17 protein-coding genes are annotated in these 14899 nt (G+C 62.1%); 3 read left to right on the top strand and 14 right to left on the bottom strand.

The window, feature by feature from the left end; genetic code table 11:
• Positions 1–8 precede the first annotated feature (8 nt).
• From recJ to rfaE1, 7 genes are all read right to left on the bottom strand, one after another.
• Positions 9–1715, bottom strand: a complete 1707-nt coding sequence (recJ, locus tag HF682_RS12920; protein ID WP_168877737.1) for a single-stranded-DNA-specific exonuclease RecJ — start codon at positions 1713–1715, stop codon at positions 9–11.
• A gap of 44 nt (positions 1716–1759) precedes the next feature.
• The gene (locus tag HF682_RS12915) at positions 1760–2506 is read right to left on the bottom strand and encodes a competence/damage-inducible protein A (protein ID WP_168877736.1); all 747 of its coding nucleotides are present in this window, start codon (positions 2504–2506) and stop codon (positions 1760–1762) included.
• Between the two features lie 101 nt (positions 2507–2607).
• A complete protein-coding gene (locus HF682_RS12910; protein WP_168877735.1) occupies positions 2608–3027 on the bottom strand; it encodes an ExbD/TolR family protein in 420 nt (139 codons plus the stop codon).
• 10 nt (positions 3028–3037) lie between these two features.
• Positions 3038–3772 (bottom strand): MotA/TolQ/ExbB proton channel family protein, encoded by a 735-nt coding sequence (locus HF682_RS12905; protein ID WP_168877734.1) that lies wholly within the window; start codon positions 3770–3772, stop codon positions 3038–3040.
• Complete coding sequence (locus HF682_RS12900; RefSeq protein WP_168877733.1) at positions 3769–4584, bottom strand: energy transducer TonB; 816 nt, start codon at positions 4582–4584, stop codon at positions 3769–3771. The genes HF682_RS12905 and HF682_RS12900 overlap by 4 nt, the downstream gene beginning before the upstream one ends.
• A 93-nt stretch (positions 4585–4677) precedes the next feature.
• Positions 4678–5682 (bottom strand): ADP-glyceromanno-heptose 6-epimerase, encoded by a 1005-nt coding sequence (rfaD, locus tag HF682_RS12895; protein ID WP_168877732.1) that lies wholly within the window; start codon positions 5680–5682, stop codon positions 4678–4680.
• A gap of 42 nt (positions 5683–5724) precedes the next feature.
• Complete coding sequence (gene rfaE1, locus HF682_RS12890; RefSeq protein WP_168877731.1) at positions 5725–6666, bottom strand: D-glycero-beta-D-manno-heptose-7-phosphate kinase; 942 nt, start codon at positions 6664–6666, stop codon at positions 5725–5727.
• A 141-nt stretch (positions 6667–6807) separates the two neighbouring features.
• On the opposite strand from rfaE1, the gene minC reads away from it, so the two are divergent.
• From minC to minE, 3 genes are all read left to right on the top strand, one after another.
• A complete protein-coding gene (gene minC, locus HF682_RS12885; protein ID WP_168877730.1) occupies positions 6808–7566 on the top strand; it encodes a septum site-determining protein MinC in 759 nt (252 codons plus the stop codon).
• An 83-nt stretch (positions 7567–7649) separates the two neighbouring features.
• Positions 7650–8465 (top strand): septum site-determining protein MinD, encoded by an 816-nt coding sequence (gene minD / locus HF682_RS12880; protein WP_168877729.1) that lies wholly within the window; start codon positions 7650–7652, stop codon positions 8463–8465.
• Positions 8466–8467: 2 nt separating this feature from the next.
• Positions 8468–8731, top strand: coding sequence for a cell division topological specificity factor MinE (minE, locus tag HF682_RS12875; protein WP_168877728.1), 264 nt, complete (start codon positions 8468–8470; stop codon positions 8729–8731).
• A 112-nt stretch (positions 8732–8843) separates the two neighbouring features.
• Here minE and HF682_RS12870 read toward each other — a convergent pair whose 3' ends face one another.
• From HF682_RS12870 to HF682_RS12840, 7 genes are all read right to left on the bottom strand, one after another.
• A complete protein-coding gene (locus HF682_RS12870; RefSeq protein WP_168877727.1) occupies positions 8844–9407 on the bottom strand; it encodes a phasin family protein in 564 nt (187 codons plus the stop codon).
• A 190-nt stretch (positions 9408–9597) separates the two neighbouring features.
• The gene (locus HF682_RS12865; RefSeq protein WP_168877726.1) at positions 9598–10383 is read right to left on the bottom strand and encodes an energy transducer TonB; all 786 of its coding nucleotides are present in this window, start codon (positions 10381–10383) and stop codon (positions 9598–9600) included.
• A 55-nt stretch (positions 10384–10438) separates the two neighbouring features.
• Positions 10439–11200, bottom strand: coding sequence for a DsbC family protein (locus HF682_RS12860; protein WP_168877725.1), 762 nt, complete (start codon positions 11198–11200; stop codon positions 10439–10441).
• Between the two features lie 21 nt (positions 11201–11221).
• Positions 11222–12397 (bottom strand): UbiH/UbiF family hydroxylase, encoded by a 1176-nt coding sequence (locus HF682_RS12855; RefSeq protein WP_168877724.1) that lies wholly within the window; start codon positions 12395–12397, stop codon positions 11222–11224.
• Entirely contained in the window at positions 12394–13563 is a 1170-nt protein-coding gene (locus HF682_RS12850; protein WP_168877723.1) for an FAD-dependent monooxygenase, read from the bottom strand. Before HF682_RS12850 ends, HF682_RS12855 begins: the two co-directional genes overlap by 4 nt.
• 70 nt (positions 13564–13633) lie before the next feature.
• Entirely contained in the window at positions 13634–14362 is a 729-nt protein-coding gene (locus HF682_RS12845) for a YebC/PmpR family DNA-binding transcriptional regulator (RefSeq protein ID WP_168877722.1), read from the bottom strand.
• A gap of 83 nt (positions 14363–14445) precedes the next feature.
• A complete protein-coding gene (locus tag HF682_RS12840) occupies positions 14446–14814 on the bottom strand; it encodes an Mth938-like domain-containing protein (protein WP_168877721.1) in 369 nt (122 codons plus the stop codon).
• Between the last annotated feature and the right edge of the window lie 85 nt (positions 14815–14899).

Below are 14899 nucleotides of genomic sequence, written 5' to 3'. Positions count from 1 at the left end.
CTTCACTCTTATTGTGGCATGGATTCAGCGGATTGCCACTGCTGCACCACCAATTGCAGGCGGCTGCGTCCGGCATAGCGGTTGATGCTGATGCGATAGGCAATGCTGATACGGTCGGGCAGGAAGTCTACCTGGTTGAACAGGATGGCATCAAAAGCCTGACCGTCGGCACTGGTCAGTTGCAGCTTGAGGTGGCGTTCACCCACCACCCGCTGGCTGCTGACCCGGAAATACCCACGGTAAACGGGCTCGGCAAAGCCCTGCCCCCAGACTTGCGATTCCAGCGCTTCCGCCAGTGGCAGAGTCAATTCATGAGGCGGTAGTGTGCCATCGGTTTCCAGTTGGCGTTGCAACTGGGCGGGCTGCAGCCACTGCTGGGCAACGTCTTCAAAGCACGCTGCAAAGCGGGGAAAGTCCGCTTCCGCCAGGGTGAGACCTGCCGCCGCCGCATGCCCGCCAAACTTGTGCAGCAAGTCGGGATGCTGCTTGCTGACCCAGTCCAGCGCGTCGCGCAGATGGAAGCCCGCAATCGAGCGTCCCGAGCCTTTGAGCAGGCCATCCTGCCCGCGTGCAAATACCAGTGTCGGACGGTGAAAGCGCTCTTTCAGTCGGCCAGCCAGCAGGCCCACCACACCCTGATGCCAGTCGCGGTCATACAGCACGATGCTGTGTTGTTGGCCGAGCTGTTCCAGATCGACCCGGTTCAGCGCCACCTCCTGCATGTCGGCTTCAATGTCCTTGCGTGCCTGGTTCAATTGCTCCAGTTCACTGGCCCAGCGGCGGGTCTGCGCCGGGTCGTCAGATAGCAGACACTGGATGCCAATCGTCATGTCTTCCAGGCGGCCTGCGGCGTTCAGGCGCGGCCCCAGCACAAAGCCCAGCTCATAGTGTCCGGCAAAGTCCAGCGAGCGTCCGGCGGCCTCCGCCAGAGCCCGGATGCCGCTGCAGGCCTGGCCCGCACGCATGCGGCGCAAGCCCTGATAAACAAGGCTGCGGTTGAGCGCGTCCAGTGGCACCACATCGGCGACCGTGCCGAGCGCCACCAGATCCAGCAAGGTGGCCAGATTCGGTTGATTCTCCGGGGTGAAGTGCCCGCGTTCGCGCAAGGCCGCGCGGGTGGCCAGCAGCACGTAGAACATCACCCCAACGCCAGCAAGCGCCTTGCTGGGAAAGTCACAACCGGGCTGGTTGGGGTTAACGATGGCCGCCGCTTCCGGCAGCTGAGGCCCTGGCAAGTGATGATCGGTAATCAGGACCGGCAACCCGCGTGCCTGAGCGGCGGCCACGCCGTCCAGGCTGGCGATGCCGTTATCGACGGTCACCAGTAGATTCGGTTGGCGCTTGGCTGCCAGCTCCACGATTTCGGGGGTCAGGCCGTAACCATATTCGAACCGGTTAGGCACCAGAAAATCAACGATGCCCCCCAACATGCGCAAGCCACGTACCGCCACCGCACAGGCGGTGGCGCCATCGGCATCATAGTCGGCAATAATGAGGATGCGTTTGCCTTGCTGCAGACAGTCTGCCAGCAACTGGCCTGCGGCTGCAGCCCCCTTCATGCGGGTAAAGTCCGGCAGTTGTTGCAGCCGATAGTCGAGCTGTTCCAGCTGGGTCACGCCCCGGGCGGCGTATAGCCGAGCCAGTGCGGGCGGAATGCGGGCAGCCAGCAGACGCTGCAGGGCGTCGCCGGGAATGGGGCGGTCGATGAGTTGCATGGGCGGCATTGTACGGCAGAAGCTAGTGGGCTGCTCGTGCCGGCTTAGCTCAGGCGGTAACCTTCGGCACGCAAGGCGGCCTTGAGCCACTCGCAAGCGGCGTCGGCCTCGGCAGCAGGACCGGTGACGCCAAACTCGATGACCGGTGGCTTGGGCTGCTGCGGGTCGATGCTATGAGGCAGGCTGGAGAGCCGCAGAGCCGGGTAACGGGCGACAAACTGCTCCATCAGCGGCAGCAGCACGCTTTCGCGCGCGTCATGGCAGAGGAAACTGCGGGTTTGCTGCCGAGGTGCGTGCAGGTCCGGGTACACCTGTGCCAAGACCCAGCGCACCATGGGCCAGGCCATATTGGGGAAGCCGGGCACAAAATGGTGATGTTGCCAGGAAAAGCCTGGCACCCGGTTGACGGGGTTGGGAATCAGTCGCGCGCCTTGCGGGAATTCGACCATGCGCACCCGGTTGGGCCAGGCTTCTGCACCAAACTGTGCCTCCAGCTCGCGGATACCTTCCGGGTGCTGCAACAAAGGCACACCTGCCGCAAGCGCAAAAGCTTGTCGGCTCTGGTCATCCGGCGTGGCGCCGATGCCGCCGAAGGAGAACACGATGTCATCGGTTTGCAGGGAGCGGGCATAGGCGGCTGCCTGCTGTTCACGGTCATCACCCAGATACTGGCACCAGCCCAGCTGCAGCCCCCGCTCGCCCAGAATGTCGATCAGCGCAGTGAGATGTTTGTCCTGGCGGCGACCGGACAGAATCTCATCACCAATGATGTAGGCACCGATGGCAGGCATGGTAAAGCTCGTTCAAGTCAAGACGGCATAGCTTAGCGCATGAAGCGGGCCGCTGTCAGGACTTGGGTGTCGTCCAGGTGGGCAACAGTGCGGTGATGCCTTCAAGGGGCTGGATGCGGGTCGCTGATGAAGCCGATTTGCTTCACGCCCTGACGCGAGGCTTCGGCCATGATGTCGGCCAGCGCCTGGTAGCGGGTAGACTGGTCCGCCCGCAGGTGCAGGGCAGGCTGAGGTTGCTGCCGGGCCAGCTGCTGCAGGCGCGGGCCCAACTGCTCGCGCGGAATCTGCGCGCCATCCCAGAACAGCTGCCCCTGCGCATCCAGCGACAATTCCACCTTGGCGGGCTCAGGAGGCGTGGCACTGGATTGTGCGTTTGGCAGGGACAAGCGTACGGCGTGGGTCATCAGCGGGGCAGACAGCATGAAGATCACCAGCAGTACCAGCATTACGTCGATCAGCGGCACCATATTGATCTCAGCCTGCGGGCCTTGCGCTTGGCCGCCAAATCGTCCAAATGCCATGGCTAACTCCTCAGGCCTGACCGGCGACCAGTTTCAGCTCGGGATGCGGGGTAGCAGGTGCCCGCACCGGCTCGCCGCTGACCATGAAATTGAAAAGGTCATAGGCAAAGGAATCCAGCCGTGCCTGCAGCACCCGGTTGCGCCGGGTCAGGGCGTTGTAGGCGAGTACAGCGGGGATGGCGACACCGAGCCCGATACCCGTCATGATCAGGGCTTCACCTACCGGTCCTGCCACTTGCTCCAGCCCCACCATGCCGCTGCTGCCGATGGACACCAACGCCCGGTACACCCCCCACACCGTGCCGAACAGGCCCACAAACGGTGCCGTGGCGCCGACGGAGGCGAGCAGGGTCAGGCCGTTTTCCATGCGTGCAGTTTCTTCGTCGATGGACTTGCGTAGCGTACGGGTCAGATAGTCCCCCAGCGAACCTGCCTCCGCCAGGCGGGTAGCGCCATGGCGTTTGTGCTGGCTGCGTGCATGCAATGCGTGCTGGGTCATCAGGGTAAAGCTGTCACGCGCTGGTGCCTGCTCCAGCGTGCGAGCAACTTCATCCAGTGAGGGTGCTGCCCAGAAGCGCTCCAGGAATTGTTGCGCGAGCTGACGCTCCTGCCAGGTCTGCCACAGTTTCATCAGCACCACATACCAGCTGCCCACCGACATCAGCAGCAAGACCGCCAGCAGGGTGTGCCCCACCGCATCGGCCTGGGAGAGAAAATGCAGGATGCCGGTTTCCGGAGTGTTCATGAGCTGACCTCTTCTGCTGCTTCCAGCTTGAAATGAATGGGAACGATGGTCCACGCTGACTGGGCGCGACCATTGATGCTATAGGGGCGGAACACAGCCTGGGCTACCGCGCGGCTGGCGGCACGGTCCAGGCGGTTGAAGCCGGAGGAACGGTGGATCTGCACTTCGGCGGCGTGGCCTTGCTCATCCACCAGCACCTTGACCATGACGGTGCCTTGCTCCCCCAGCCGGCGCGAGGCAGCCGGGAATTCCGGTGCGGGCTCGCGCAGGTAGGCCACCCCACTGACCAGCCGCGGCCCAGGGGTTTCATCCTCGCTGCTGCGGTTGTTGCCTGCAGCCGAGCCTGGGGCGGGGCCCGTGGTGGGTGGTGTGGCGGGTTTGGCCACTGCGGTTGCAGCAGGCGCACTCTCCGGCGCGGGCGACGCAGCCGGAGGCGTGGCGGGTGCTGGTGCGGCAGGGTCCGGGGTGATACGAGTGGGGGGCACGACCGGGGAAACGGGCTCCGGGCGAGCAACTGGCGTAGCGGCCGTAGGGCGTGGTACGGGCGGATGCTTGACCTGCGGGGCCGCTGCCGGGGTGATGGTGGGGGCGGCGGCAAGGGGCGGCGCGGGTGTGGCTGGTTTGGGCGGATCTTCGACCAGACTGACCATCATCACACTGGCAGGTGAGGTTGCCGGGTGTGCGACCGTGAGCCGGGACATGCCATACAGCAGGGCCGCATGCAGGCTGATCAAAAGAGCCAGCAGTGCCGGTCTGCGCCACCCTGGCAGGGTAGGCAGACGGGGTGCGGTCAGGGCAAGGCTGGCATTCATATTTAAATGATAATGGTTTTTGTTAACCTTATCAATCGCATATCTTGCCCAAAAAAACAGGCCGCTTAACGCGGCCTGCCTGCCGGATCGAACTCAGCGGGTACGTCCGTCTGCATGCAGGCGAGCTTGCACGTAGCGCTGCACTCCTTCCTGCACAGTCAGGAATTCACCTTCATAACCGGCTTCACGCAGCAGTACGGTATCGGCCTCGGTGAAGCTCTGGTACTTGCCCTTCAGGGCATCGGGGAAGGCAATGTATTCCAGGATGCCTTGCGCCACCAGCTCGCCGAGCGGCAGTGCCGGTTTGCCCTCGGCTTCGCGGCAGGCATTGGCAACCGCCACGGCGACATCATTGAAGCTCTGCGCCCGACCGGTGCCACAGTTGAAGATGCCGCCCACTTCCGGGTGATCCAGAAAGTGCAGGTTCACCTTCACCACGTCTTCCACCGAGATGAAATCACGCAATTGCTCGCCATCGGCGTAGCCATCATTGCCTTCAAACAGCTTGATCTTGCCGTTTGCCCAGTACTGGTTGTACAGATGGAAGGCGACGGACGCCATGCGGCCTTTGTGCTGCTCGCGCGGGCCATACACATTGAAGTAGCGCAGGCCGACCACCGGAGCAGTGAGTTCCTCCATGCGGCGACGTACCACCTGGTCAAACAGGAATTTGGAGTAGCCGTAGACGTTGAGCGGGCCTTCAAACTCGCGATCTTCGCGGAAGGTGGTGGTTGCACCGTAAACCGCCGCACTGGAGGCATAGATGAAGGGGATTTCTTCCTGCTGGCAGAAGTCCAGCAGGTGCAGCGAATAGCGGTAGTTGTTTTCCATCATGTACTGGCCGTCGTGCTCCATGGTGTCGGAGCACGCACCCTGGTGCAGGATGGCGGTAAGTTGATTATCCAGCTCGCCGTTTACCGCCTTGATGATGAAATCATCACGGTCCAGATAGTCGGCAATGTCGCAGTCCACCAGATTGCGGAATTTGTCGCCTTCCTTCAGGTGATCGACCGCCAGAATGTCGGTAATGCCACGCGCATTGAGAGCTTTGACCAGATTGGAGCCAATAAAGCCTGCTGCCCCGGTAACCACATACATATTTGCATCCTTTCCATGGGCAGCGACTGCCCGTCGTGCCTGTCAGGCAAACAATTCATCCGGCAGTGCGACTGCAGTGCCCAGCTTGCCCACCACGATGCCTGCAGCGCGATTGGCCCACTCCACGGCGTCTGGCAGCGGTTGGCCTGCCGCCAGCATCAAGCCCAGGGTACCAATCACGGTATCCCCGGCACCGGTCACGTCGAACACTTCGCGCGCCACCGTTTGCTGATGCCAGCTTTGATCGGCGCCGAACAGGGTCATGCCTTCTTCGCTGCGGGTGACCAGCAGCGCATCCAGCCCGAAGCGCTGCCGCACTTCACGCGCCTTGTGGGTCAGCTCGGCCTCGTTCTGCCAGCTGCCTGCCACTTCGCGGAATTCGCTGCGGTTGGGGGTAATCAGGCTGGCGCCGTGGTAGCGTTGCCAGTCCGAGCCTTTGGGATCGACCAGCACCGGCTTGCCTGCGGCGCGGGCGGTCTGGATCATCTGCTGGATGTGGGCGAGCCCACCTTTGCCGTAGTCCGACAGGATCACCACATCATGTTTGGGCAGACGTGCTTCAAAATCGGCCAGCTTGGCGGCCAGGATCTCGTGGCTGGGCTGGGTTTCAAAGTCGATGCGCAGCAATTGCTGCTGGCGACCAATCACCCGCAGCTTGACGGTGGTGACAAAGTCACGATCACGCAGCAGGCTGGTATCCACTCCTTCTTCCAGCAGCAGGCGCTGCAGGGTGCTGGCGGGTTCATCATCTCCTGCTACGGAGAGCAGGCTGACCTTGCCGCCCAGTGCGGCAATATTGCGCGCCACATTGGCCGCCCCACCGGGGCGCTCTTCGCTGCGGTCCACCTTGACCACCGGTACCGGGGCCTCCGGCGAAATGCGGTTGACGTCGCCGAACCAGTAGCGGTCCAGCATCACGTCGCCAACCACCAGAACGCGCGCCGATTTCAACCGTTCGCGCAGTGCGGCTGCTTGCACAGTCATGCGTATCCTGCTTGAGTACGTCAAAAGAAGAATTGTAGCGCGAAAGCGGGTGCAGCGGCGCAGCACACGCAGTGGGTCACAGTGCTTGTCGCCAGCGGGGCAGGCCGGTAAACTCCGCCTATTTCAAGGCGTTATTACAATATGGCCCTTGCCCCGACTTCCAACGCACCTGCGCTGTATGAGCTGAAAAGCGCCACGCTGACCTTGATCGCGGTGGTGCTGAAAAGCGTCGATCTCGACTTGCTGGCCCGCGAGCTGGCCGAGCATCTGGGTAAAACCCCCAATTTCTTCAGCCACGATCCGGTGGTGATTGATCTGGGTGCCGTACGTGATGAAGGCGTGCCTGATTTTGCAGTCCTGCTGCCGCTGTTGCAGCAGTACAAGATGGTGCCGGTGGCGGCGCGTGGGGGCAATGACGCGCAAATGAATGCTGCGCTGGCCGCCGGGCTGACCGAAGCGCCGGAAACCACTGCGCCGCGTGGCGAGCCGGTGGAGGTGGTGCGCGAAGTGGTCAAGGAGGTGGTGAAGGAAGTGGTACGTGAGGTACCGGTTCCTGCTGCTGCCGCCACCACAGTGGTGGTCGACAAGCCTTTGCGCTCCGGCCAGCAAGTCTACGCCAAAGGGGCGGATCTGGTGGTGCTGGCCATGGTCAGCCATGGGGCGGAAGTGATCGCCGATGGCAGCATTCATGTCTATGCGCCCTTGCGTGGCAAGGCGATTGCCGGTGCGCGTGGCAATACGGAAGCGCGGATTTTCAGCACCTGCCTGGAACCGGAACTGATTTCGATTGCCGGTATCTATCGCACCATGGAAACGCCGCTGCCCGCTGACATTGCCGGCAAACCGGCCCAGGTGCGGCTGGAAGGTGAAAAAATGGTGATGCTGCCGCTCAACCTGTGAGCAGCATCCTGCCGGGTGAACCGGCGCTGGCAACCGGGCAAGCAGTCGGGTTGCATGTTTGATCTGGAAAGGAAGAAGATTCGATGGCCAAAATCATCGTGGTGACCTCAGGCAAGGGGGGGGTGGGCAAGACCACCACCAGCGCCAGTTTTGCCTCCGGTCTGGCCCTGCGTGGCTTCAAGACAGCGGTGATCGACTTTGACGTCGGCCTGCGTAATCTGGACCTGATCATGGGCTGCGAGCGTCGGGTGGTGTACGACCTGATCAACGTAATCCACAACGAAGCCAATCTCAACCAGGCGCTGATCAAGGACAAGCAGTGCGACAACCTGTTCGTGCTGCCCGCCTCGCAAACCCGCGACAAGGATGCCCTGACGCAAGAGGGGGTGGAACGGGTACTGAAAGACATGGCTGACACGGGCTTTGAGTACATCGTGTGTGACTCGCCGGCCGGGATCGAAACCGGTGCCTTGCTCGCCATGCATTTTGCCGATGAAGCGCTGGTGGTGACCAACCCGGAAGTTTCGTCGGTGCGCGATTCCGACCGCATCCTCGGCATGCTGGGCTCCAAGACCAAGCGTGCCATTGAAGGCCTGCCGCCGGTGAAGGAGCACTTGCTGATTACCCGCTATAACCCGCTGCGGGTGGAGGACGGCCAAATGCTGTCGCTGGAAGACATCCAGGAGATCCTGCGTATCGACCTGATCGGGGTGATCCCGGAGTCGGAGGCGGTGTTGCAGGCCTCCAACCAAGGGGTGCCAGCGGTGCACATGCATGGTTCCGATGTATCGGAAGCCTACAAGGATGTGGTGGCCCGTTTCCTTGGTGAAGACAAGCCGCTGCGCTTTATTGAGGCCGTCAAACCCGGCTTCTTCAAGCGACTGTTCGGCGGGAGGTAAGCATGTCCTTCCTGTCTTTTCTGCTTGGCGAGAAGAAGAAGTCGGCCAGTGTGGCCAAGGAGCGTCTGCAGATCATCCTGGCGCATGAGCGCGGCAGCCGCAGCGATGCCAGCCCGGATTATCTGCCTGCCTTGCAGCGCGAGCTGGTGGCGGTGATTTCCAAGTATGTGTCGATCAACCCGGATGACATCAAGGTGAATCTGGAGCGTCAGGACAATCTGGATGTGCTGGAAGTCAAAATCGAGCTGCCGGAAGTCAGTCGCTGATTCAGGCTTTGCCCCATGAAAAACGGCACCTGCGGGTGCCGTTTTTCATGGGGGGCGCCACAAAAGACAACGCCCCGCAATGCGGGGCGTTGCGTTACCGATTGCGGGCCGATCAGGCAGCGGCAGCCGGTTTGCGACGGGTGCTGCTGGTCTTAGCGGTTTCGCCTGCGGTGCTGACACCGGCTTCCACCAGATCGGTGGTGACCTTCTTGGCGGCCTGGCTCACGGTGTCGTAAGCGTTGCTGGCGGCAGCCAGGGCTGACTTGATGGCAGCCACGGCCACATCGGAACCGGCCGGCGCACCCTTCAGCAGACCATCCAGCGAACCGGTGAACTGCTTGTGGGCTTCCTGGGCTTCGCTTTCTACGAAAGCGCTGAACTGGCTTTGCAGTTCGGCCAGGGTTTCGTACACGGTGCGCGAAGCGGCAACCGACTTTTCCATGCTCGGCTGAGTCAGGTTACCCTGGAAGGCAAACAGGGCTTGCACGTCTTTGATATCAAACAGGGACTTGAACAGCTGGGCTTGATCAGCCAGAAAATCCTTCGACAGATTCAGCTGCAGCTGGGCCAGTTTTTCGGCGCCATTCAGGCCGATGTTGGCGAAGCGCAGGGTTTTGTCGAACTGGTTTTGGCCCAGTTGCACCCATTGTTCCAGCGAAGTAACAGCGTTAAACATGTCACACCCTTTCCTTGTTGGGGGGTCGTCATAAGGTTCGCACTTTGTGCAGTGCAATATTTGCTCGAATTGTATAGGTGTGGTCAACAATGTCAAGCGTTATTTTGCAATGCAACAATAATGCAGTGGGCTGATGATAAAGCACTTTTCTGAAAAGTACATGACAAATGTGTTGCGCTGCTGCTGTGCTTTAGTTCAGGCCGTGCACCGGGTCGTAGTTCAGCAGGATGACGCGGCGCACCTTGACGGTGGCACCTTGCATGGTGGCGGGAATGAAACAGCTGCTCTGAATGGCGTTGCCCGCGAATTCAGCAAACTCGGGGGGCAGGGTGCTGCTGAGGGTGCGGGTGGCAACCGCCTGACCAAACTCATTGATCAGGATTTCCATCTCCAGTACCCCGCTTTTGGCGCGCAGGGCAGGGTCATCCGGATAGAGGAACTGCAAGGTGCAACCCGGAATGATGCCACGGTCGACAAAGCGCGAGTAAACAAAGCCATCAGCCAGGGAGTCCCATGGCAGCTTGAGAAAATCCGGGTTGACGGCGGTATGGGCGTATGCGACGGAAGCTTCTGGCTGCGTATTGGCCTGGCCGGGCGTCGGCAGGCTGGCTGCCAGTGGCAGTGAATCTGGCAAGGGATCCGGCACGGAGGCGATCGGGTCGGGCAGGCTGCTGGCAATGTTGGGCCGCTCGCGACTCAGGCCTTGGCCGTTACCCGGTGTGGCGGTCCGTACGGTAGACGGTGAGGCCAAGGCTTCGGTGTTGGGGCGTTGCGCCAGCAGCACGGGGGCGGCTGCGTCGCCCGCGTGTTGGAGGGTGACCTGCATGGGGGCCAGCCGGACGGCCAGGCTCGGCGGGGCAGGGCGCAGGTAGCCGCCACTGGGCAGCAGCAACAGCATGTGCACTCCCCAGGATACCACCAGGGCGATGGCCATCCGGTTTTCATGCGGCTTGCTCTGCCACCAGCGTGCAGACATCAGCCTTCCTTTACCCTATCCATGTATGCCAGAGGTGCCCACCGCATGCCGGGCATCACTGGCCACTCAGGGCCTTCTCGATTTCTGCCAGCGGATACGCGCCCGGCATGATGCGGCCATCGGGCAGCACAATCGCAGGGGTGCCATCGACGCCCCAACGCTGGCCGGTTTCGGCAATGCGTGCCAGCGGGCTGATGCAGCTGGCAGCAGCCTCAGGTAATACCTTGTTGTCCATCCAGTTGCGCCAGGCGGCCAGCCGGTTGGGCTGGCACCAGATCAGGTCTGATTTGCGTGCTGCATCCGGATGCAGCTGGGGGATCGGGTACAGCAGCGTATAGATGGTCACGTCTGTCATTGGCTTCAGGTTTTGCTCCAGCTGGTGGCAAAACGGGCAATCCGGGTCGGAGAACACCACCAGCGTGCGTGCGCCTGTACCGCGTACCTCACGGATGGCCAGGTCCAGCGGCAGCTCCGAGTAGGCCGCCTTGCGCAAGCTGGTCAGCCGCTGCTCGGTCAGGCTTTGCTTGTGCTGGACATCAATCATCTCGCCCTGGATCAGGTAATTCACCTTGCTGTCCACATACAGCACGGTGCTGCCATTGACCACCACCTCATACAGATTCGGCAGCGGGGTGGTGTACACGCCGTTGACGATGGCACGGGGCATTTTTTGGGTGACCAGGGTTTTGATCTTGTCCAGGTTCGCATCCTGCTTGCCCGCAGCCAGCGCGGGAGCGGTCAACAGCAACAGGGGCAGGGAGCAGGCAAGCAGGGCCAGGCGCTGCAGAGGGCGCAGCGAGGTCAGAGACACAGTCATGAAAGAGATATCCAGTACGGGTTAACCGAGGGCGTGACGAATCAATTCCTGCTTCAACAGGGGCAGCCTGTCGGTCAGGGTCAGCCCGGTGTTGCGCAGCCAGCGGGGTAGCTGGCCCGGCTGATTGAACAAGCGGTGCAGGGATTTGGTCACACCATGCATGGCTAGGATATCGAAACGGCGCATTCGTTCATAGCGCTGCAAGAGAGACGGCAGGCCGGGGTCGACGGACGGGTGCTGCAACAGCACCTGCGCCAGATCCCGTGCATCCTGAAAGCCGAGGTTGACCCCTTGGCCCGCCAGCGGATGTACCAGATGCGCCGCATCGCCGATCAAGGCCAGACGGGGTGAAGTCAGCTTGGGCAGAACCAGCGCCCGCAAGGGGAAGGCCGCTGCCGGGGTGATCAACTGCAAGTCCCCCAACTGGTGTTGCCCTGCTGCTGCAACCTGTTCAGCCAGCGACGCCGGGTCCAGTGCTAGCAGCGATTGCGCCCGTTCGGGTGAACAGGACCACACCATGGACATGCGCTGCCCCGGTAGCGGCAGCCAGGCCAGAATGCTGCCATCCGGCTGGAACCACTGCCAGGCGGTGCCTTGATGGGGCTGGCTGCAACTGAAATTGGCCACCACGCCGGATTGACCATAGGCTTCGGCCTGTTGCTGGCTGCCGGACAAGCGTTGCCATTGCTGGCGTACCCAGGATTGCGCCCCGTCTGCCCCCACCAGCAGCTTGCCATGCAAGGTCTGGCCCTGGTCCAGCGAGAGGCTGACCCGGTCCTGGGTCATGTGCAATTGCTGGGGGCGGGCGGGCTGAATGAGTGTTAGCCGGTCACGGTCCAGGCCCTGCCAGATGGCGTGCTGCAGATGACGGGACTCGGTAATGATGGCCAGCTCGTTCAGGCCGGCGCCGTGTGCATCGAAACGCAATTCTGCACGCTGGTCGCCAAAAATGCGCATCTGGCGGATCGGCGCGAGTCGGGCAGGGTCCAGACGTTGCCAGGCACCACAGTCCTGCAGGAAGCGACGGCTGGCGCGGCTGATGGCGTAAATGCGCTGGTCCCAGTCGCCCACCGTTTCAAGGGATGAATGGCCTTCAATCAAGGCAACCCGGTGTTGACCTGCGCTCAGGCGACTGGCCAGACTGGCACCCACCAGCCCCCCGCCGACGACGATGATGTCAACCTGCAATTCACTCATACGCGACGGACTCCCAGAGCCAGATGCTGCAGCAAGCGGCGCTTGACGCCTGGCAACAGATTGAGGGCGCTGAGGCCCGCGCCGCGCACATGGCCCAGACCCGGTTGGGCAAACAGGCGGATCAGGCTGTCGGTAAAGCCAACCCCATTGAGCTTGTCCAGACGACGACACGCCGGGTAAGCGGCCAGCACCTGCGGGTGATCCAGGTGCGGGGGCGACAAGGGGGCCAGCAGCTGGGTCAGTTCCCAGGCATCCCGCAGCCCCAGATTCAGACCCTGCCCGGCGATCGGGTGCAGCGACTGGGCGGCGTTACCGATCAGCACAAAACGTGGCCCGATCAGCTGGCGGGCATAGCGCAGCTTGAGTGGCATCACATGCCTGCGTTGCAGCTGGCGGAACTGCCCGGCCTTGTGTCCAGCCAGGCGTTGCAATTCCAGACACAGGGCAGTCTCCGGTGCCTGCTGCATTTCCTGCAAGCGGTTGAGCGGCTGGCTCCAGATCACGGCATAGCCACCGGGCTGGGGCAGCAAGGCCAGCGCCCCGCCGGGCACGAAGCGTTCAAAGGCAGTGTCAATGGGCGTCTGATCTGCCTCCAGCAGGCCAACCAGTGCACACTGCTGGTAGTCCCGCTCGACACAGGGTACCCGCAGCTGCTGCAACAGGCTGCCACCATCGGCCAGTACCAGCAGGCGGCTGGTCAATTGCCGGGTTTGTCCCTGCCACTGGAACTGGACACTGGCGTAACCCGCATTGCTGTGTACCAGCTCAACGCGGGCACCGCCCAGCAGGGTGGCATTGTCCGGCAGGGCTTGTGTCAGCACGGTTTGCAGCGCCGGATAAGGCACCACATAGCCCAGCTGCTCGGCATCCATGTCAGTTGCCTTCAGGCGGGTATGGCCAAAAAAACCCTGCTGCGACACGTGCACATGACGAATGGGGGACTGCATCAGCGATGCAGACCAGCAGGCTTGCTGTTCCAGCAATTGCTGGCTGCCCACCGAGAGGGCCAGCATGCGCGGGTCATCACGAACCAGCGCGTGCTCTGCTTCCAGCACCACCACGCGGTGGGCGCTGTGTCGCAGGGTATGGGCCAGGAAAAGACCGACCGGACCACCGCCAATGATGGCGATGTCGCAGTGGCTGGGGGGCAGGGTCGCAGCAGTCATCTCGCGCGCTCCGGACGGCCCGGCTTGGGCCGCCATGTGATGGGCTCAGGCGGCCAAAGCCGCCCTGGCCTTATTCCTCGATGATCAGGGCCGAGGTGTAGACTTCCTGCACGTCGTCCAGTGATTCCAGTGCGTCCAGCAGTTTCTGCATGCGGACCGCATCGTCACCGGTGAACTCGGTGACATTGTCCGGCTTCATGGTGACTTCACCCATTTCCGCCTTGAAGCCCGCTTGCTCCAGCGCTTCCTTGATCTGCACGAAGTCGTACGGCGGGGTGATGACTTCAATCGAGCCGTCATCGTTGCTGATCACATCGTCCGCACCCGCTTCCAGCGCCGCACCCATCAGGGCGTCTTCATCGGTGCCGGGGGCAAACACCAGCGTTCCACAGTGCTTGAACAGGAAGGACACACTGCCATCGGTGCCGAGGTTGCCGCCGTATTTGGAGAAGGCATGCCGTACATCGGCCACCGTGCGCGTCTTGTTGTCGGTCATGCAGTCGACCATCACCGCCGCACCGTTGATGCCGTAGCCTTCATAGCGCAGCTCGATGTAGTCCACGCCTTCCAGCTCACCGGCGCCGCGCTTGATGGCGCGCTCGATGTTGTCCTTGGGCATGTTGGCGTCCAGCGCCTTGTCGACCGCCAGCCGCAGCCGCGGGTTGCTGCCGGAATCACTGCCACCCAGCTTGGCGGCGACGGTGATTTCCTTGATCAGACGGGTGAAGATCTTGCCGCGCTTGGCGTCCGTTGCGGCTTTCTTGTGTTTGATGTTGGCCCATTTGGAATGACCTGCCATGGTCCTTACCTCTGTAACTTGCCGGATTGAAAATCAGGCCGACATTCTAGCACAATGGCCTGCAGCCTACCCAGCCTTGCCGGTCAAACCAGCAGCATGGCCGCCACCACACGACGGCCTTCGCTCATCAGGATATTGTAGGTGCGGCAGGCGGCACCGATATCCATCACGTCGACGCCAATGCCCTGACTGCTGAGCGGTGCCAGCAGGCGCGGATGCGGGAAGCGCAGCTGGGTGCCGGTGCCGAGCAGTACCAGCTCCGGCTGCAAGACCAGGATGTACTCAAAGTGGGCCGCCTCCAGGCTGTCAAAGTCGCGGGCGGGCCAGTCGGTGTCGATCCGGTCCGGGCTGAGCAACAGGTTTTGCCGGAGGATCTGATCGTTGACCTTGAGGAAGTCCGGGCCGTAATCGGCGAACAGGTAGCCCTGTTCCCGTTGTTCGTGCAATTTCATGGATATGGTCCTGCGAAGTGACGGTGTCTGCCGAACCCGATGCGCTGTAGCTATTGCAGTGCAATAAACAAGCGTTGTCGGGGCT

The sequence above is a fragment of the Leeia aquatica genome (assembly GCF_012641365.1).
Classification (GTDB): domain Bacteria; phylum Pseudomonadota; class Gammaproteobacteria; order Burkholderiales; family Leeiaceae; genus Leeia; species Leeia aquatica.
This window is presented reverse-complemented; position numbering and strand designations above follow the sequence as displayed.

What these genes read in the sequence shown, in the direction of transcription:
- recJ (WP_168877737.1), bottom strand. Translation starts at nt 1,715, where the DNA reads ATGCAACTCATCGACCGCCCCATTCCCGGCGACGCCCTGCAGCGTCTG.
- HF682_RS12915 (WP_168877736.1), bottom strand. Translation starts at nt 2,506, where the DNA reads ATGCCTGCCATCGGTGCCTACATCATTGGTGATGAGATTCTGTCCGGT.
- HF682_RS12910 (WP_168877735.1), bottom strand. Translation starts at nt 3,027, where the DNA reads ATGGCATTTGGACGATTTGGCGGCCAAGCGCAAGGCCCGCAGGCTGAG.
- HF682_RS12905 (WP_168877734.1), bottom strand. Translation starts at nt 3,772, where the DNA reads ATGAACACTCCGGAAACCGGCATCCTGCATTTTCTCTCCCAGGCCGAT.
- HF682_RS12900 (WP_168877733.1), bottom strand. Translation starts at nt 4,584, where the DNA reads ATGAATGCCAGCCTTGCCCTGACCGCACCCCGTCTGCCTACCCTGCCA.
- rfaD (WP_168877732.1), bottom strand. Translation starts at nt 5,682, where the DNA reads ATGTATGTGGTTACCGGGGCAGCAGGCTTTATTGGCTCCAATCTGGTC.
- rfaE1 (WP_168877731.1), bottom strand. Translation starts at nt 6,666, where the DNA reads ATGACTGTGCAAGCAGCCGCACTGCGCGAACGGTTGAAATCGGCGCGC.
- minC (WP_168877730.1), top strand. Translation starts at nt 6,808, where the DNA reads ATGGCCCTTGCCCCGACTTCCAACGCACCTGCGCTGTATGAGCTGAAA.
- minD (WP_168877729.1), top strand. Translation starts at nt 7,650, where the DNA reads ATGGCCAAAATCATCGTGGTGACCTCAGGCAAGGGGGGGGTGGGCAAG.
- minE (WP_168877728.1), top strand. Translation starts at nt 8,468, where the DNA reads ATGTCCTTCCTGTCTTTTCTGCTTGGCGAGAAGAAGAAGTCGGCCAGT.
- HF682_RS12870 (WP_168877727.1), bottom strand. Translation starts at nt 9,407, where the DNA reads ATGTTTAACGCTGTTACTTCGCTGGAACAATGGGTGCAACTGGGCCAA.
- HF682_RS12865 (WP_168877726.1), bottom strand. Translation starts at nt 10,383, where the DNA reads ATGTCTGCACGCTGGTGGCAGAGCAAGCCGCATGAAAACCGGATGGCC.
- HF682_RS12860 (WP_168877725.1), bottom strand. Translation starts at nt 11,200, where the DNA reads ATGACTGTGTCTCTGACCTCGCTGCGCCCTCTGCAGCGCCTGGCCCTG.
- HF682_RS12855 (WP_168877724.1), bottom strand. Translation starts at nt 12,397, where the DNA reads ATGAGTGAATTGCAGGTTGACATCATCGTCGTCGGCGGGGGGCTGGTG.
- HF682_RS12850 (WP_168877723.1), bottom strand. Translation starts at nt 13,563, where the DNA reads ATGACTGCTGCGACCCTGCCCCCCAGCCACTGCGACATCGCCATCATT.
- HF682_RS12845 (WP_168877722.1), bottom strand. Translation starts at nt 14,362, where the DNA reads ATGGCAGGTCATTCCAAATGGGCCAACATCAAACACAAGAAAGCCGCA.
- HF682_RS12840 (WP_168877721.1), bottom strand. Translation starts at nt 14,814, where the DNA reads ATGAAATTGCACGAACAACGGGAACAGGGCTACCTGTTCGCCGATTAC.